Consider the following 17,047-nt stretch of genomic DNA (forward strand, 5'->3'; position numbering starts at 1 on the left):
TCGCGGTGCGGCGGGATGCGGCGCGGGCGTCAGGCGGGGACGGCGAGCGTGGCCAGCACCGCGGCGGCGACGAGGGCGAACGACACCGCACCGGCGTCGGGGGTGCCGACGGCGTGCTCGGCGTGCGTGCGGGCGCGGCCCATCCGCGGCAGCAGGTCCGCCGTGGCGTCGGCGGCCTCGCGGGCCGCCGCGGTGGCGGTGGCCCACGCGGCGGCCAGATCGTCGCCGGCCTCGACGCGGGCGGTGAGCGTGGCGTCGAACGGCACGAGGGCGTCGACCATGGTCTTGTCGCCCACGGTGGCGCCGAACGCGAGGATCGCCTCGGCGGCGGCGTGCACGCCGCGGGCGACGGTCACGGCCGCGGGCCGCTCCTCGTCCCCGACGGCGCGCCCGAGCGCTGTCAGCGCGGCGCCCCACAGCGCGCCGGACGTGCCGCCGGCCCGGTCGGACCAGGCATCGCCCGCCACGGCGAGCAGGGTGCCGGCCCCGGCGCCGCGCGCGAGGGCGTCGGCCACCGCGGCGCCGGCGGCGTGGACGCCCCGCTGCATGCCGATGCCGTGGTCGCCGTCGCCGGCCACCGCGTCGATCCGGCCGAGCTCGTCGACGTGCTCGTCGATGGTGGCGCGCGCGGCGGCGAGCGCCTCGGCGACCCGGCGCGCGGCCTCCTGCGACTCCTCCGAGGCCGGCGGGATCGCCGTCGCGGCGTCGGCGGCGAGGGTGGCGGCGTCCACGCGCCCGGCCGGCACGGCGGCGCCCTTGCGGTAGGCCGGGGTGTCGGCGGGCGCGGCCCACAGCTCCTCGAGCTCGGCGTCCGACCAGAACAGCGTCAGCGAGACGCCGGCCATGTCGAAGCTGGTGACCAGCTCGCCCACCTCGGGCTCGACGACGACCGTGCCGGCCGCCTCGAGCAGCTGCTGCACGCGGCGGAAGACGACGAACAGCTCCTCGTACTTCACCGAGCCCAGGCCGTTGAGGATGGGCACGACGTGCGCGCCGGCGACCTCGACGCCGTCCGGCACCTCCGCCAGGAGGCGCCCGACCAGCAGCTCGGCGAGCTCGTCGGCGCTCGGCACGTCGGTCTCGTCGATCCCGCGCTCGCCGTGGATCCCCATGCCGACGGCCATGCGGCCCTCGGGCACGGTGAACAGCGGCTCGTCCGCCCCGGGCAGGGAGCAGCCGGAGAAGGCCACGCCGAAGGACCGGGTGCGCTCGTTGGCACGCTCGGCGACGGCGGCGACCTCGTCGAGGCTGCGGCCCTGCTCGGCCGCCGCACCGGCGGTCTTGAACACGCACAGGTCCCCCGCGATGCCGCGGCGCCGGTGTCGCTCGTCGACCCCGGCGCTCGCGACGTCGTCGGTCACCCGCACGGTGCGCACCGGGATGCCCTCGGCCTCCAGCGCGCGCTGGGCGGCGTCGAAGTTGAGCACGTCGCCGGCGTAGTTGCCGTACGAGAGCAGCACGCCGCCGCCGTGGTGGCTGGCCCGGGCGACCGCCGCGACCTGCTGGGCCGACGGGCTGGCGAAGAGGTTGCCCATCGCGGCACCGGCAGCGACGCCGTGGCCCACCAGGCCGCCGAAGGCCGGGTAGTGGCCGGAGCCGCCGCCGACCACGAGCGCGACGGTGCCGGGGGCCGACGTCGTCGCCCGGGCGACGCCGCCGTGCACGCGCCGCACCCAGCGGCCGTTGGCGGCGACGAAGCCCTCGATCATCTCGTCGGCGAACCGCGCCGGGTCGTTGAACAGGCGGGTCATGCGGGGGCCTCGGCCTTCTCGTGCGCGGGGGCGGCAGGGATGTCGCCGGTGCGGCCGCGGCGGGCCAGCACGGCCATCAGCACCGCGGACAGCAGCATGAAGAAGCCGACGATGAACATGGGCACCTGGTAGCCGCCCGTCCAGTCGGCGACCGCGCCGGTGACGTACGGGGCGGCGAAGCCGGCCATGTTGCCCAGCGTGTTGATCAGGGCCACGCCCGCCGCGGCGGCGGCGCCGGTCAGGAACCGCGTGGGCACGGTCCAGAAGTTGGGCAGCGCGGCGAAGATCGCCATGGCGGTGACGGCGACGACGGCGATCGTGGCCGCGGGCGAGCCCATGTACAGGGCGAGCGGGATGCTCACACCGCCGGCGACGGCGGGGATGACGATGTGCCAGGTGCGCAGGCCGCGGCGCGAGGCGTCGCGGGACCAGAACCAGAGCGCGATCGCCGCGGGCACGTACGGGATGGCGGTGATCAGGCCCTTCTGGAACAGGTCGAAGGTGGTGCCGAACTGCTCCTGGAAGCCGTCGATGATCGTGGGCAGGAAGAAGCTCAGGGCGTACAGGCCGTAGATGAAGCCGAAGTACACCAGCGCGAGCATCCACACGCGGCCGCTGCCGAACGCGATCTTCAGGCCGCCCTTGGCGTGGTCGCTGCCGGCCTTGCCGGCGTTCTCCGTGGCCAGCTCGGTCTCGAGCCAGGTCACCTCCTCGGCGGTCAGCCAGCCCGCCTGCGACGGCTTGTCCTTGAGCACGACCAGGCACAGCAGGCCGACGACGATCGCCGGGACCGAGACGCACAGGAACATGAAGCGCCAGCCCTCGAGGCCCAGGGCGGCGTCGTGCGACATGAGCCAGCCGGCCAGCGGCGCCCCGATGACGTTGGTCAGCGGCTGCGCCAGGTAGAACAGCGCGAGCATCTTGCCGCGGTGGCGGGCCGGGACCCACATCGACAGGAACAGGATCGCGCCGGGGAAGAACCCGGCCTCGGCGACGCCGAGCAGGAAGCGCAGGCCGACCAGCTGCGGGTAGCTCTGCACCCAGGTGAACAGCAGCGAGACGATGCCCCAGGTGATCATGATCCGCGCCAGCCAGACGCGCGCGCCGAACTTGTGCAGCGCCAGGTTCGAGGGCACCTCGAGCAGGATGTAGCCGATGAAGAACACGCCGGAGGCGAAGCCGAACTGGGCGGCGCTCAGGGCGAGGTCGGCCTCGAGGCCGTTCGGGGCGGCGAACCCGATCGCGGTGCGGTCGAGGAAGTTGATGAAGAACATCAGGGCCACGAACGGCACGATGCGGAGCGAGATCTTGCGGATCGTCGACTGCTCGACGGCGGAGGCCGTACGGCCTCCGGGGGCGGGGATGTCCACGGTGACTCCTGCTTCGGGTGAACGACGCTGCTCGGACTGAGCGCTGCAACGGTGGTGCGCGCCACCGATCCTGACGGCGACCACCGCAACTTGTCAACCGGTTGACCAATTCCCTCCGACGCCGGACCGGTCCCGGTACGCTTCCGCCATGCCCGTGTTCAGGGAGGACGACCCGCTGAGCGTCCGGCTCGAGCTCGAGTCGGTGCCCACCGGCTCCCCCGCGTCCGTCGTCGCCCGGCAGCTCGTCCAGCTGCTCACCGACGGCGAGCTGACGCCCGGGTCGCGCCTGCCCTCCGAGCGGCTGCTCGCCGAGCGCCTCGGCGTCGGCCGCTCCGCGGTGCGCGAGGCCATCGCCGCGCTGGAGATCCTCGGGATCGTGCAGGTCCGTCCCGGCTCCGGGACCTACCTGCGCGGTGGCACGTCGGAGCTGCTGCCCACGACTCTGGCCTGGGGCCTCATGCTGGCCGCCGACCGCACGCACGAGCTGCTCGAGGTGCGCTCGTCGCTCGAGTGCACGGCCGCCGTGCTGGCCGCGGAGCACGCCACCGACGACGAGCTGGACCAGCTCGGCCACTACCTCGAGCAGCAGGCGGCGCACCTCGACGACCCCGAGGCGTTCATCGACGCCGACATCCGGTTCCACGTCCAGATCGCGCGCTCGGCACGCAACGAGGTGCTGGCCGACCTGCTGCAGAGCATGCGCTCGCTGCTGCGGGTGTGGGTGGACCGCGGCGTGCGGACCCGGGAGAGCACCGAGGCCGCCTACGAGGAGCACCGCCGGGTGCTGGCGGCCATGCGCACCCGCGACCGCGCCGCGACGGAGGCGGCGATGGGCAGCCACATGACCACGGCCAGCGCCCGCATCCGGGCGACCGAGGCCGACGCCGCGGGCGCCGTCGCCGACTGATCCTTCCACTTGTGGGTACAGGACACGCCGGGCGATCCGCGGATCACCCGGCGTGTTCTGTACCCACAACGGCGGCTGCCCTTGCCGGGCCCCGGGACCCGCCCGACGCTGGACCGGTGACCGCCGCTCCCCGCCTGACCTCCCTGCACCGCGGCCGCCTCACGTTCGCGGTGCACGACGCCGGGCCGGCGGACGGCCCGCCGGTCGTGCTGCTGCACGGCTTCCCGGAGGACTCCTCGAGCTGGTCGCGCGTCGTCCCGCTGCTGCACGACGCCGGCCTGCGCACCGTCGCCCTCGACCAGCGCGGCTACTCCCCCGGCGCGCGGCCCGGCGCCCGGGCGGCCTACCGGCTGGAGCACCTCGTCGCCGACGTCGGCGCCCTGCTGGGCGCCACCGGGCCGGCGCACGTCGTCGGGCACGACTGGGGCGGGAACGTCGCCTGGGCGCTGTCCGCGTGGGCGCCGGAGCGCGTGCGCAGCCTCACCGTGCTGTCCACGCCGCACCCCCGGGCCCTGGCCCGCTCGCTGGTGCGCTCCGACCAGGCGCTGCGCTCGCTGTACGTCGGCTTCTTCCAGGTGCCCGCGGTGCCCGAGGCCGTGCTGCGCCGGTGGCTCGCCCCGGCGCTCGAGCGCACCGGGCTGCCGGCGCCGGACGCGGCCCGCTACGCCGCCCGCCTGGGCGACCCGGCGGCCCTGCGCGGGATCCTCGGCTGGTACCGGGCGCTGCCGCTGGCCCGCACGCGGGTCGGCGACGTCGAGGTGCCGACGACGTACGTGTGGGGCGCGCGGGACGTGGCCCTCGGCCGCGTGGCCGCCGAGGCGACCGAGCGCCACGTGCGCGCGCCGTACCGGTTCGTCGCGCTCGACGCGAACCACTGGCTGCCGGAGACCGAGCCCGACGAGGTCGCCGCGGCGGTGGTCCGGCAGGTCACGGCGACGGCGCCGGGCTCGGCGGGCGAGGGCGCCTCGGGCGGGTGACGGTGGAGGCTTCCCGTCCCCGCTCCCAGGAGACCGCCATGGACCACCGCAGCTCCATCCGGCGCCGCCCGTCACCCCGCCCGCTCGCCGCCGCGCTCCTCGCGACCGGCCTCGCCGTCGTGGGCGCCGTCCCCGCGCTCGCACCTGCTGCCGCCGACCCGCGCCAGGAGGAGGGCACGCCCCTGGCCGTGGGCACCGGCGGGGCGATCAGCACCGTCGACCCCGAGGCCAGCCGCGTCGGGCTGGAGGTGCTGCGCCGCGGCGGCAACGCCGTCGACGCCGCCGTCGCGGCCGCCGCGGCGCTCGGCGTCACCGAGCCGTACAGCGCCGGCATCGGCGGCGGCGGGTACTTCCTGCACTACGACGCCGAGACCGGCGTCGTCGAGACCATCGACGGGCGCGAGACCGCGCCGGCGGCGATGCCGCGCGACGCGTTCATCGACCCGGCCACCGGCGAGCCGTACAACTTCACGCCGGAGCTGGTCACCAGCGGCGTGTCGGTCGGCACGCCGGGCACGCCGGCCACCTGGGACCTGGCGCTCGAGCGCTGGGGCACCCTGTCGCTGGGCGAGGCGCTCAAGCCGGCCACCCAGCTGGCGCGGCGCGGCTTCGTCGTCGACGAGACGTTCCGCAGCCAGACGCTCGACAACGCCGAGCGGTTCGCCGCGTTCCCCGCCACCGCGGAGCTCTTCCTGCCGGGCGGCGACGCCCCGGCCGTCGGCAGCGTCTTCCGCAACCGGGACCTGGCGCACACCTACGGCCTGCTGGCGAAGCACGGCGTCGAGGCCTTCTACTCCGGCCGCCTCGCCGAGGAGATGGTCAGCGCCGTCCAGGACCCGGTCACCGACCCGGGCACCGACCTGCCGGTGCCGCCCGGCTACCTCGAGGTCGAGGACCTGGCCGGCTACGAGGCGCTGGTGCGCGAGCCGACGCGCGTCGGCTACCGCGGCCTCGACGTCTACGGCATGGGACCGTCCTCGAGCGGTGGCTCCACCGTGGGCGAGGCGCTGAACATCCTCGAGACGTTCGACCTGGCCGGGATGTCCGACGTCGAGTACCTGCACCACTACCTCGAGGCCAGCGCGCTGGCCTTCGCCGACCGGAACGCCGCCGTCGGCGACCCCGCCTACGTGGACGTCCCGCTCAAGGCGCTGCTGTCCGACGAGTACGCCGCCGAGCGCGCGTGCCTGATCGACCCCGACGCGGCGCTGCCCAAGCCGCAGCCGGCGGGCGACCTCACCGCCGACGGCGAGCCGTGCGCGTCGTCGGCCCCTGCCGAGCGGCCTGACACGGAGAACGTCTCGACGACGAACCTCACCGTGGTGGACGCCGCGGGCGACGTCGTGGAGTACACGCTGACGATCGAGCAGACGGGCGGCTCCGGCATCGTGGTGCCCGGACGCGGGTTCCTGCTGAACAACGAGCTGACGGACTTCACCACGGTGTGGGACGAGGCGGACCCGAACCGGATCGAGCCGGGCAAGCGGCCGCGCTCGTCGATCTCCCCCACGCTGGTGATGCAGGACGGGGCGCCGGTGCTCGCGCTCGGCTCTCCTGGGGGGTCGACGATCATCACCACGGTGCTGCAGACGCTGACCAACCGGATCGACCGCGGCATGCCGATCGCCGAGGCGCTCGCCGCGCCGCGGGCCGCGCAGCGCAACACCGCGACGGTGACGGCCGAGCCGGCGTTCGTCGAGGCCTACGGGCCGCAGCTCGAGGCGTACGGGCACGTGCTCGAGGCGTCGGGCGACGCGTTCTCCAGCGCGGCGGAGATCGGCGCGGCCACCGCGATCGAGATCGGACCCGACGGCCTGCTCACCGCCGTCGCCGAGCCGGAGCGCCGTGGCGGCGGGTCGGCGCTGGTCGTGGACCCGGTGCACCCCTGACGTCCCGTCTGGGCCTTGTGGGTACAGGACACGCCGTGCGGATCACGATCCGCACGGCGTGTTCTGTACCCACAACGATGCCAGCCGCCCCGAGAGGGCGCCGCCGGCGCCGTCAGAAGTCGAAGTCGCCGATGTTCTCCTTGTCGAACACGAACGGCTCGCCGAGCACCACCACGCCGTCGGCCTCGACGGTGTACTCCCCGAGCCTGCCTGCCTCGAAGGTGTCGCCCTCCTCGCCGGTGATGTCGCCGTTGACCAGCGCGGCCGTCGCGTACGTGGCGAGGTAGCCCAGGTCGCCCGGGTTCCACAGCGCGAACGCCGTGACCGTGCCGTCCTCGACGTACGGCCGCATCTGGTTCGGCGTGCCGAGGCCCGTCAGGGCGACCTTGCCCTTGTACTCCGAGTTCTGCAGGTACCGGGCCGCGGCCGCGATGCCCACCGTCGTCGGCGAGACGATCCCCTTGAGGTCCGGGTGGTTCTGCAGCAGCGCCTCGGTCTCGTCGAAGGACTTCTGGTCCTCGTCGTCGCCGTACACGGTGTCGACCAGCGTGATGTTCGCGTAGTCGGGGTTGGACGCCAGCTCCTCCTCCATCATCGCGATCCAGGCGTTCTGGTTCGTCGCGTTGGCGCTGGCCGACAGGATCGCGATCTCGCCCTCGCCGCCGATCTGCTCGGCGATGAGCTCGAGCTGCTTGGCGGCGATGCCCTCGGCCGTGGCCTGGTTGACGAACAGGTCGCGGCACTCGGGGCTGGTGTCGGAGTCGAAGGTGACCACCTTCGTGCCGGCGCCGCGGGCCTCCTCGATCGCGTCGCAGATCGCCGTCGGGTCGTTGGCCGAGACGATGAGGCCGCCCACGCCCTGCTGGGCGGCGGTGTTGATGTACTGCACCTGGGCGTCGGGGCTGGCCTGCTCGGGCCCGACCTCCTCGATGGTCGCGTCCAGCTCGCCCGCCGCCTCCTCGGCCCCGGCCGTGCTGACGTCGAAGTACGGGTTGCCGAGGTTCTTGGGGAGCATCGTCAGGGTCAGCTCGCCGCCGCCCTCGCCGCCGCCGCCGGCGGTCTCGCCGCCGCCACCGCCGTCCCCGCCACCACCGCAGGCGGCCAGGGTCAGGGCGGCGCTGAGGGTCACGGCGACGAGCGCCGCGCTGCGCTGGGAGTGGAACTTCATCGTTCTACCTTTCGCCTGGGTCAGACGCCGGCGGACGCCGCGCGCTGGGAGGAGGACCCCGGGGCCTCGGAGGAGGGGCGGGACCTCGGACGCCGGAGCCGGCCGGACACGTACGCCACCAGGCCGCCGGAGACCACCGACACGATCAGCAGCACCCCGATGACGATGTTGGTGACGTTGACGGTCACGCCCTCGAGCCGCAGCGCGCTGGCGATCACGCCGATGAGCACGACGCCGGCGAGCACGCCGTGCAGCCGGCCGCGCCCGCCGAAGATGGACACCCCGCCGAGCAGCACGGCGGCGATCACCTGCAGCTCCAGCCCGGTCGCGTTGTCGCCGCGGGCGCTGCCGAACCGCAGGGTGAAGTAGAGGCCGGCGAACGCCGAGACGACGCCGGACAGCACGAACAGCACGAGCTTGGTGCGCGCCACGTGCACGCCGCTGAAGTGGGCCGCCTCGCCGCCGAGCCCGATGTCGTAGACGCCGCGGCCGAACGGGGAGAAGTGCAGCAGCAGCGTGAAGACCACCGCCAGCACCGCGAACGGGACCATCACGAGCGGGACGCTGCTCTCCCCGATCGTCCCGGTGGCCATGTCGGTCCACGCCTCGGGGAAGTCGGTCACGGCCGTGGTTCCGAGCAGCCCGACGGCGATGCCGCGGAAGAGCGCGAGCGTGCCGATCGTCACGGCCAGGGACGGCAGCCCGACGTACGCGACGAGGACCCCGTTGAGCGCGCCGCAGGCGGCGCCGACCAGCAGGGCGACCGCGCCCGCGGCCGGGACCGACATCCCGGCCTGGTGCAGCACCCCGAGCAGCACGCTGCTCAGCCCGACGATGCTGGCGACCGACAGGTCGATCTCGCCGGTGATGATGATCAGCGTCATCGGCAGGGCGATGAGCAGGATCGGCGCGACGTCCTGGAGCAGGAACTTCAGCGTGAGCGGGCCGTCGAAGTTGGGCACGGTGACGAGCGCCCACACGATGACGGCGACGGTCAGGGCGATGATCGCCGTCTCGCGGGTCAGCAGCACCCGCTTCCACAGGGGCCGGGAGTAGGCGGCGTACGCACGGGTCGGGGTGCTCATGAGACGTCCCTCGCTCGGACCAGCCTGCGGGCCTGGCGCGCCGCCAGCACCCGGTCCAGCACGATCGCGCCCAGGATGAGGGCGCCCCACACGGCGCGCTGCCAGAAGTCGGCGATGCCGAGGCTCGGCAGCGCCCGGTTGATGGTCACCAGCAGGAACGCGCCGATGGCGGCGCCCCACACGGTGCCGCTGCCGCCGAAGATGGCCACGCCGCCGATGACGACGGCGGCCACGGCCTGCAGCTCGAACCCGGAGCCGACGCTGGAGCTCACCGTGCCGTACCGGGCGGTGTAGACGACGCCGGCCAGCCCGGCGAGCGCCCCGCTGAGGACGAACGCGGCCACGACGCGGCGGCGGACGTCGAGCCCGTACAGCACCGCGGCGTCGGGGTCGGAGCCGATGGCGTACAGCTCCCGCCCGCCGCGGGCGGTGTACAGGTAGTAGCCGACGACGACGAGCACGGCCAGCGCCACGAGCGTGAGCACCGGGATGGTGAGCACCGACCGGTTGGCCAGCGACAGGAACCCGGGCGGCAGGTCGCCGGCGTTGATCCGGTCGCTGCCGGCCCAGGTCAGCATGATGCCGCGGTAGGCGTACAGCGTCCCCAGGGTGATCACGAGCGCCGGGACGCGGGCGAGCGCGACGAGCAGGCCGTTGACCAGGCCGAGCAGCCCACCGGCGACGACGCACGCGGCGAAGACGGCGGCGACGGGCACGCCCGGCAGGTCGATGAACATGCGCCCGGTGAGGTAGGCCGTCAGCGCCATCACCGAGCCGACCGACAGGTCCACGTTGCGGGTGATGATCACGGCGGCCTGCCCGACGGCGAGCAGCAGCAGGATCGAGGGGTTGAGCAGGAAGTTGCGCCAGCCGTCCGCGCTGAACAGGAACCCGCTGTTGCGCGCCGTGGCGGCGGCCACGACGACGACCAGCACCAGGAAGATCGACAGCTCCCGCGAGCGCAGGACGACGTTGAGCATGCGCCGCCCGCGCGAGAGCCGGCTCGGCTCGACGAGCAGCGCCTCCGACGTCGACGCCTCGGCCCCGTCCTCGTGCCGCAGGACCGGCTGGTTCATGACGCGGCCTCCGTGGGTGCGACGGTCGACGGGTGGGGCGCCGCCCCGTGCTGCGCCGCGTGCTGCGTCGCCGGGTGGTGCGTCGCGGCGAGCATGACGGCCTCGGGCGTGGCCTCCGCGCGCGGCAGGTCGGCGGTGATGCGCCCCTCGGCGACGACGACGACCCGGTCCGCCATGCCGAGGACCTCGGGCAGCTCCGACGAGATCATGAGGATGGCGATGCCGCGCCCGGCCAGCTCGGACAGCAGCCGGTGCACCTCCGCCTTGGTGCCGACGTCGATGCCGCGGGTGGGCTCGTCGATGATGAGCAGCCGCGGCTCGGTGGCCAGCCACTTGGCGATGACGACCTTCTGCTGGTTGCCGCCGCTCATCGTGGCCGCGTGCATGTCCAGCGCGCCGGTCTTGACCTCCAGGCGCGCCGCCCACGGCGCGGCCGCGGCGTTCTCGGCCCGGGCGGTGAGCAGCCCGAGCCGGGCGAGCCCGGCGCGGACGACGCCGGCCACGTTGCGGGACACCGACGCGTCGATGACCAGGCCCTGGTGGCGGCGGTCCTCGGGGACGAACGCCATGCCGGCGTCGATCGCCGCCCGCGGGCTGCCCGGCGGCACGGGCCTGCCGTCCAGGCGCACCGAGCCGGCGTCGTACCGGTCGACGCCGAACACGGCGCGCGCGATCTCGCTGCGCCCGGCCCCGACCAGCCCCGCGAGCCCGACGATCTCCCCCGCCCGGACCGTGAGGGAGACGTCCTGGAACACCCCGGCGGACGTCAGCCCCCGCACCTCGAGGACCGGGTCGCCGATCGGGGCCGGCGTCTTGGGGAACAGCTCGGCGACGTCGCGGCCCACCATCGCCGCGACGATCCGCTCCACCGGCGTCTCGGCCGTGGCGTGCGTGGCGATGTACTCGCCGTCGCGCATCACCGTCACGGTGTCGCACAGCGCGAAGACCTCGTCGAACCGGTGGGAGATGAACACCAGGGCGCGGCCCTCGTCGCGCAGGCTGCGCGCCACGGCGAAGAGCCGCTCGACCTCGACGCCGCTGAGCGCCGCGGTGGGCTCGTCCATGACGAGCAGCCTCGCGTCGAGGGAGATGGCCTTGGCGATCTCGATGATCTGCTGGTCGGCGATCGACAGGCCCTCGGCCTTGCGGCGCGGGTCGATGCGCACGCCGAGCCGCTCGAACAGCCGCGCGGCCTCGGCGTACATCGCGGCGCGGTCGATCCGGCGCAGCCCGCCGAGCGGGTGACGGCCCATGAAGATGTTCTCGGTGACCGACAGGTCCGGGAACAGCGTGGGCTCCTGGTAGATGACCGCCACGCCGTGCGCCTTGGACTCCGCCGTCGAGCCGAAGTCCACCGGCCGGCCGTCCAGCAGCAGCTCGCCGCCGTCGCGGCGGTACACCCCGGCCACGATCTTCACGAGGGTCGACTTGCCCGCGCCGTTCTCCCCCACCAGCGCGTGGATGGAGCCGGGCGCGACGACGAGCGACCCGGACCGCAGGGCCACCACCGGCCCGAACGCCTTGCGCACGCCACGCAGCTCCAGCGTGGGCACCACGTCAGCGGGGTGCTCCGCCATCGCCCCTCCCAGGGAATGAACCGATACAGCGGATCTGGGCACCGTAGGATCCCCGGTCCCGCGGCGTCAATGATCCGGCCGGTCACGGCTCCGTACCGGTCGCGGATTCCACCCGCAGGGGCGGCCGCGCGGCGAGCGCGGCCGCCCCTGCGGCGGACCGGCGGCGTCCCCGGGTCACGAAAGGCGGGTCACGAAAGGCGGGTCACGACCGGCGGGTCACGACCGGCGGGTCACGACCATGACGCCTCGACGTCGAGCACCCACGTGACGCCGAAGCGGTCGGTGAGCATCCCGTACAGCGGCGCCCAGCCGGACGGGGCCAGGGGCACCACGACGGTGGCACCCTCGGCGAGCCGCGCCCAGTAGCGGGCGATCTCCGCGGCGTCCGCGCCGCGCACGGACGCGAAGAACGGGATGGTGCCCGGCTCCCACCGCGTGGCCGGCGGCACGTCGTAGGCCATGACGCGGAACCCGGCGTCCGAGGCGACCTGGCCCCACATGACCTGGTCGGCGGCCGTCGGGTCGGTGACGGCCTGCGCGTCGGCGTAGGTGACGACGGTGAGCTCGCCGCCGAACACGGACCGGTAGAGCTCCAGCGCCGCGCGGGCGTCGCCGCGGAAGTTGAGGTGCGGGGTGACGGTGACGGACATGGGAGTGCTCCTTGCTCTGGTGGAGGTGCTCGGTCGGGCGCCGGCAGCCGGCGCTGACGCCACGCTCCCAGCAGAAGCGGTCGGATCGCGGCCGCTTCTGTGCCTAGGGTCGTGACCATGAGCGACGCGACCTCCCGGCTGCTGCGGCTGCTGTCGCTGCTGCAGACACCGCGCGACCGGCCCGGCGCCGCGCTGGCCGAGCGGCTCGGCGTCAGCCCGCGCACGCTGCGCCGGGACGTCGACCGCCTGCGTCAGATGGGCTACCGCGTCCGCGCGATCAAGGGACCGGACGGCGGGTACCGGCTCGACGCCGGCACGGAGCTGCCGCCGCTGCTGTTCGACGACGAGCAGGCCGTGGCGCTCGCCGTCGCCCTGCGCGCGCAGGCTGCTGCCGGGGACGGGCTGGGCGAGGCCGCCGCGCGCGCCCTGGCCACGGTGCGCCAGGTGCTGCCCGCGCGGCTGCGCCCCCGGCTCGACGCCGTACGGTTCGCGGCGATGCCCTCCGGTCCGCCCGGGGCGAGCGCCGTCGAGCCGGCCACCCTGCTCGCGCTCGCCGCCGCGATCGACCGCCGCGAGGTGCTGCGGTTCGACCACCCGGCGGCCGGGACCGAGCCGTCGGCCGCCCCCTCGCCGGCGCCCCCGCGCCGCGCCGAGCCGCACCACCTGGTGCTGCGCGGCGGCCGCTGGTACCTGGTCGCCTGGGACCTCGACCGCCAGGACTGGCGCACCTTCCGCGCCGACCGCGTCACCCCGCGCACGCCGACCGGTCCGCGCTTCGCCCGGCGGGAGGTCCCGGGCGGTGACGTCGTCGCCTTCGTCGCGGCGCGCTTCCGTGGCGGCTCCGGGGACTTCGTCGCGCCGGGCTGGCCGTGCACGGGCGAGGCCGTGCTGGCGCTGCCGGCGGCCTCGGTGGCCCCGTTCGCGGGCGACGCCGTCGTCGAGGCGCTCGGGCCCGGGCGCAGCCGCGTGCTGGCCGGGTCGTGGTCCTGGCCGGCGCTGGCCACCTGGCTGGGCCGGTTCGACGCCGAGATCGAGGCGGTGCGCCCGCCGGAGCTCGCGGAGGCCTTCGCCGCGCTCGCCGACCGGTTCGCGCGGGCGGCGTCGCCGGCGTCCCCCGGCGCCTGAGGTCAGGCGCCGGGCGCCGGCGGGCCCGCGCGCCGGTGCTCGAGGCGCCGCCGCTGCGACGCGACGTAGGTGCGCGCGCGGCGCTGCCCGCCCCGCTCGGCGATCGCCCGGTCCAGGGCGTCGAGCGAGCGGACGACGGCGGCCTCGTCCGGGTGCCACCCGCGACGCTCGCACTCCTCGAGCCACTCGACGACGCCGCGGTGCCCGCGCTCGGCGTTGCACCGCCGGCACGCCGGGACCTCGTTCTCCAGCCACGACGGGCCGCCCTTGGCGCGCGGCACGAGGTGCTCGCGCGTCGGGTGCACGAGCGGGCCGAACGCGCGCCCGCACCACACGCACCGCGCGCCGTCCCGCTCGACCGCGAGGCGCAGCCGCTCGGCGCGCGCCACCTGGCGACGGTCGTCGGGCCTCACCAGGCCGACGCTACGTCCGGGTCACCGCGCGCGCCGGACGGGCCCGGGCTCGGCCGCGCCCCGCGCTCACCAGCCGAACGTCGCCCACACGACCTTGCCGCCGCCCGCGACCGGGTGCCAGCCCCAGGCGCGCGAGACGCGCTCGACGATGTGCAGCCCGTGCCCGCCGGGCAGCCCGGCGCGGCCCGAGCGCGGCTGCGGGCCGGCCGTGTCGCGGTCGCGGACCTCGACGCGGATCGTCTCGCCCTCGCCGCGGAACCGCAGGGCGACCGCCCTGGTGCTCACCGCGTGCCGGACGGCGTTGGTCACCAGCTCGCTCGTCGCCAGCTCCAGGGCCGCCAGCGTGCCCGCGGGCGCCCCTCGCTCCACGGCGCGCTCCCGCACCCAGTGGCGCGCCGTCGCCACCGACGCCATCTCCGCGTCCAGCCGGCACTCGACCTGGACGTCGTCGTCGGCCGGCGCGGACGCCACGTCCGGCGCACCGTGCTCCGCGCCGGCGCGGACCGCGACGATGGCGATGTCGTCGTCGGCCGCAGTCGGGACCATGCGGGCGAGGACGGCGTCGGCCAGGTGCTCCAGGTCGCGCTCGTGGGACCCGGCCAGGGCGTGCGTGAGCTCCTCCAGGCGCTCGGGGAGCGCCGCCTGGCGCTGCTCGACGAGGCCGTCGGTGTAGAGCATGAAGGTGTCGCCGGGGGTGATCTCGATGGTGTGGTCGGTCCGCGGACGCCCCGACCCGAGGCCGAGCGGCAGGTCGTTGCGCCGCCAGAGCATCTCGACCCCGCCGTCGGCCCGCACCACGACGGGCGGCGGGTGCCCGGCCGAGGACCAGCGCAGGGTCCGCACCTCGTGCTCGTCGGACGCCTGCTCGATCCGGGCGACGATGACGGTCGACAGGGCGTCCACGCCCAGGCTCAGCCCCTGCACGGCGTCGTCGACCCGGCGCAGGACGTCGGCCGGCGTCCCGTCGTGGTCGTACGCGATCGCCCGCACCAGCCCGCGGATCTGGCTCATCGTGACGGCCGCGTAGAGGTCGTGCCCCACCACGTCGCCGATCACCAGCACGGTGGCGCCGTCGCGGGTGACGAAGGCGTCGTACCAGTCGCCGCCGATCTTCAGGTCGTCGGCCGCCGGCTGGTAGCGCACCGCGAGCCGCAGGTGGTCCGGCTCCGGTGGCGTGCTCAGCACGGCCTGCTGCAGGGCCAGCGACGTGGCGCGCTCCCGGGCGGCCTCCCGCTCCAGGCGGTTGGCGCGCTCGCGCAGCACCGCGACCACCTCCCGCTGGGCGAGGGTGTTCCGCAGGCCGGAGCCCACCGTGGCGCCCACGACCGACAGGAACCGCCGGTACTCGTCGTCCAGCGGCATCCGGGGGGACGCCTCGAGCACGAGGACGCCGACGACGCCCTGCCGCCCGCCGTGCAGCGGGGTGACCACGGTCGCGCCGGACACGCCCGACTGGCCGGTGCGCACCGCGTCGCTGACCAGGTCGCGCTCGACGTCGGGGCGGGCGCACGCGGACGTCTCGGTGAGCAGGTCGAGCCGGCTGTCCGCCCGGACGTAGAACGCGGCGCGCGCGACGTCCACGCTCGGGTCCAGGACCTTGACCACCGCCGTGCCGAGCGCCTCGACGCTCTCGACGTGCGCGCCGGTGGCCACGTGGAGCTCGTCGAGGATCGCGAGGCGACGAGCCGCGCGCACCTGCTGGGTCGTCTCGGCGGAGATGTCGAGCAGCCCCGCGATGTTGCCGTCGTCGTCCTTCAGCGGGCTGTAGGAGAAGGTGAACACGCCCTCCTCGACGAACCCCGAGCGGTCGAAGTCGAGGACCATGTCCTCGGTCCAGGTGGGCTCGCCCGTCTGCAGCACCTGGTCGAACAGGGGGCCGACCTGGTCCCACAGCTCCGCCCACACCTCGGCCGCCGGGGCGCCGAGCGCACCGGCGCGGTGCTTCACCTCGCCGAGGATGTCGCGGTAGCCGTCGTTGTAGATCAGCGTGAGGTCCGGTCCCCACACGAGCATGACCGGGAACCGGGTGGACCAGCACATCTCCACGGTGTGGCGCAGCGACATCGGCCAGGTCTCGGGCGGGCCGAGGGGCGTGCGCTCCCACGCGACCTCACGCGCCTCGTGACCGACCTCGCTGAGCTCGGTTGCCGCTACGAACCATGCTGCCGTCACCGGGAAATCGTACGAGCACGCGCCGGGGTTCACCTGCCGTCGCGGGCGCCCGGCCCGCCGTCGGGGCAGTGGGCGGCCCCGGCGGCGGCCGGGCCCCGCTCCGGCACGGACCCCGACGCCAGCAGCGCGGTGGCCGGCAGGACCAGGAGGCCGTCCGCCCGGCCGGCCGTGAGGTCCTCGTACGCCCGGCGCATCGCCCGGCGCGTCGCGAGGTCCTGGGCCAGGTACGTCCGCCCGACCGCGGCGAGCCCCGCCTCGACGCCGACCCACAGGTCCTCGGCCGGGACGCGGAACGTCCAGGACGCCTCGGACACCGTGACGTCGTCGAGGCCGGCCTCGGCCATCAGGCGCGCCATGCCGCGCGGGTCGCGGGCGAGGCCGCCCGCAGGCGGCGCGAGCTCGGGAGGCCGACGGGCGCCGGCCCGGTCGACGACCTCGTCCCACAGGCGGCTCAGCCGCGACGGCGGCGCGGCGGGCCAGACGCTGACGCGGACGGTGCCGCCGGCGCGCGTGACCCTGGCGAGCTCGCGCACGGCGTGGCGCGGCCGGTCGACGTGGTCGAGGACGAAGCTCGCGACCGCCGCGTCGAAGACTCGGTCGGCGAACGGCAGGTGCGGCAGGGCGGCGTGCAGGAAGGTGACCTCCGGCCGTCTCGTCGCCGCGCGGTCGACCATCGTCGGCTCGGCGTCGACGGCGGTGACGCGGTGCCCCGCGTCGCTCAGCGCGCCGGCCAGGTTGCCGGTCCCGGTCCCGGCGTCGAGCACGTGCGTCGGCGCGGGCACGGTGGGGAGGCCGCGCACCATGTGCGGGACCGCACCGGCGCACAGCCGACCGAACGACACGTCGAACTCGGCGGCGACGCCTCGCCACCGAGTCGCCACACGACG

Annotated in this window: 14 protein-coding genes; 4 read left to right on the plus strand and 10 right to left on the minus strand. The window is 75.1% G+C overall.

The features are described 5' to 3' along the window. Positions 1–29: 29 nt before the first annotated feature. Both U5M74_RS10945 and U5M74_RS10950 read right to left on the minus strand, forming a co-directional pair. Positions 30–1,751, minus strand: coding sequence for a dihydroxyacetone kinase family protein (locus U5M74_RS10945; RefSeq protein WP_410908962.1), 1,722 nt, complete (start codon positions 1,749–1,751; stop codon positions 30–32). Next, positions 1,748–3,121, minus strand: a complete 1,374-nt coding sequence (locus tag U5M74_RS10950; RefSeq protein WP_410908964.1) for an MFS transporter — start codon at positions 3,119–3,121, stop codon at positions 1,748–1,750. The genes U5M74_RS10945 and U5M74_RS10950 overlap by 4 nt, the downstream gene beginning before the upstream one ends. A gap of 148 nt (positions 3,122–3,269) precedes the next feature. Between U5M74_RS10950 and U5M74_RS10955 the strand changes: the two genes are divergently transcribed. From U5M74_RS10955 to ggt, 3 genes are all read left to right on the plus strand, one after another. Then, positions 3,270–4,028, plus strand: a complete 759-nt coding sequence (locus U5M74_RS10955; protein ID WP_410908966.1) for a FadR/GntR family transcriptional regulator — start codon at positions 3,270–3,272, stop codon at positions 4,026–4,028. Positions 4,029–4,144: 116 nt separating this feature from the next. Continuing rightward, positions 4,145–5,005, plus strand: coding sequence for an alpha/beta fold hydrolase (locus U5M74_RS10960; RefSeq protein ID WP_410908968.1), 861 nt, complete (start codon positions 4,145–4,147; stop codon positions 5,003–5,005). 38 nt (positions 5,006–5,043) lie between these two features. Next, complete coding sequence (ggt, locus tag U5M74_RS10965; RefSeq protein WP_410908970.1) at positions 5,044–6,894, plus strand: gamma-glutamyltransferase; 1,851 nt, start codon at positions 5,044–5,046, stop codon at positions 6,892–6,894. Between the two features lie 112 nt (positions 6,895–7,006). On the opposite strand, the gene rhaS is transcribed toward ggt, so the two are convergent. From rhaS to U5M74_RS10990, 5 genes are all read right to left on the minus strand, one after another. Then, positions 7,007–8,062, minus strand: coding sequence for a rhamnose ABC transporter substrate-binding protein (rhaS, locus tag U5M74_RS10970; RefSeq protein WP_410908972.1), 1,056 nt, complete (start codon positions 8,060–8,062; stop codon positions 7,007–7,009). A gap of 20 nt (positions 8,063–8,082) precedes the next feature. Continuing rightward, positions 8,083–9,147 carry an ABC transporter permease gene (locus U5M74_RS10975; RefSeq protein ID WP_410908974.1) on the minus strand — a complete coding sequence of 355 codons (1,065 nt, stop codon included), beginning with the start codon at positions 9,145–9,147 and terminating at the stop codon, positions 8,083–8,085. Further along, the gene (locus tag U5M74_RS10980) at positions 9,144–10,127 is read right to left on the minus strand and encodes an ABC transporter permease (protein ID WP_410909013.1); all 984 of its coding nucleotides are present in this window, start codon (positions 10,125–10,127) and stop codon (positions 9,144–9,146) included. Before U5M74_RS10980 ends, U5M74_RS10975 begins: the two co-directional genes overlap by 4 nt. Before the next feature lie 92 nt (positions 10,128–10,219). After that, the gene (locus U5M74_RS10985; protein ID WP_410908976.1) at positions 10,220–11,800 is read right to left on the minus strand and encodes a sugar ABC transporter ATP-binding protein; all 1,581 of its coding nucleotides are present in this window, start codon (positions 11,798–11,800) and stop codon (positions 10,220–10,222) included. Between the two features lie 230 nt (positions 11,801–12,030). Beyond that, positions 12,031–12,450: a VOC family protein gene (locus U5M74_RS10990; protein ID WP_410908978.1), complete on the minus strand. Its 420-nt coding sequence runs from the start codon at positions 12,448–12,450 to the stop codon at positions 12,031–12,033. A gap of 117 nt (positions 12,451–12,567) precedes the next feature. Here U5M74_RS10990 and U5M74_RS10995 point away from each other — a divergent pair, with 117 nt between their 5' ends. Further along, positions 12,568–13,575 carry a helix-turn-helix transcriptional regulator gene (locus U5M74_RS10995; protein WP_410908980.1) on the plus strand — a complete coding sequence of 336 codons (1,008 nt, stop codon included), beginning with the start codon at positions 12,568–12,570 and terminating at the stop codon, positions 13,573–13,575. A gap of 2 nt (positions 13,576–13,577) precedes the next feature. Here the strand turns inward: U5M74_RS10995 and U5M74_RS11000 are convergent, their stop codons facing one another. The 3 genes from U5M74_RS11000 to U5M74_RS11010 all read right to left on the minus strand — a co-directional run bounded on the left by U5M74_RS11000 (position 13,578) and on the right by U5M74_RS11010 (position 17,041). Next, positions 13,578–13,988: an HNH endonuclease gene (locus tag U5M74_RS11000; RefSeq protein ID WP_410908982.1), complete on the minus strand. Its 411-nt coding sequence runs from the start codon at positions 13,986–13,988 to the stop codon at positions 13,578–13,580. Positions 13,989–14,054: 66 nt separating this feature from the next. Then, positions 14,055–16,160 carry a SpoIIE family protein phosphatase gene (locus U5M74_RS11005; protein ID WP_410908983.1) on the minus strand — a complete coding sequence of 702 codons (2,106 nt, stop codon included), beginning with the start codon at positions 16,158–16,160 and terminating at the stop codon, positions 14,055–14,057. Positions 16,161–16,189: 29 nt separating this feature from the next. Beyond that, a complete protein-coding gene (locus U5M74_RS11010; protein WP_410908985.1) occupies positions 16,190–17,041 on the minus strand; it encodes a class I SAM-dependent methyltransferase in 852 nt (283 codons plus the stop codon). Positions 17,042–17,047: the final 6 nt, after the last annotated feature.

The sequence above is a fragment of the Puerhibacterium sp. TATVAM-FAB25 genome (assembly GCF_046535855.1).
Taxonomy (GTDB): domain Bacteria; phylum Actinomycetota; class Actinomycetes; order Actinomycetales; family Cellulomonadaceae; genus Puerhibacterium; species Puerhibacterium variabilis_A.

Coding starts and splice junctions, on each gene's coding strand:
- U5M74_RS10945 (WP_410908962.1), bottom strand. CDS start 1,751: ATGACCCGCCTGTTCAACGACCCGGCGCGGTTCGCCGACGAGATGATC.
- U5M74_RS10955 (WP_410908966.1), top strand. CDS start 3,270: ATGCCCGTGTTCAGGGAGGACGACCCGCTGAGCGTCCGGCTCGAGCTC.
- ggt (WP_410908970.1), top strand. CDS start 5,044: ATGGACCACCGCAGCTCCATCCGGCGCCGCCCGTCACCCCGCCCGCTC.
- rhaS (WP_410908972.1), bottom strand. CDS start 8,062: ATGAAGTTCCACTCCCAGCGCAGCGCGGCGCTCGTCGCCGTGACCCTC.
- U5M74_RS10975 (WP_410908974.1), bottom strand. CDS start 9,147: ATGAGCACCCCGACCCGTGCGTACGCCGCCTACTCCCGGCCCCTGTGG.
- U5M74_RS10980 (WP_410909013.1), bottom strand. CDS start 10,127: ATGCTCAACGTCGTCCTGCGCTCGCGGGAGCTGTCGATCTTCCTGGTG.
- U5M74_RS10985 (WP_410908976.1), bottom strand. CDS start 11,800: ATGGCGGAGCACCCCGCTGACGTGGTGCCCACGCTGGAGCTGCGTGGC.
- U5M74_RS10990 (WP_410908978.1), bottom strand. CDS start 12,450: ATGTCCGTCACCGTCACCCCGCACCTCAACTTCCGCGGCGACGCCCGC.
- U5M74_RS10995 (WP_410908980.1), top strand. CDS start 12,568: ATGAGCGACGCGACCTCCCGGCTGCTGCGGCTGCTGTCGCTGCTGCAG.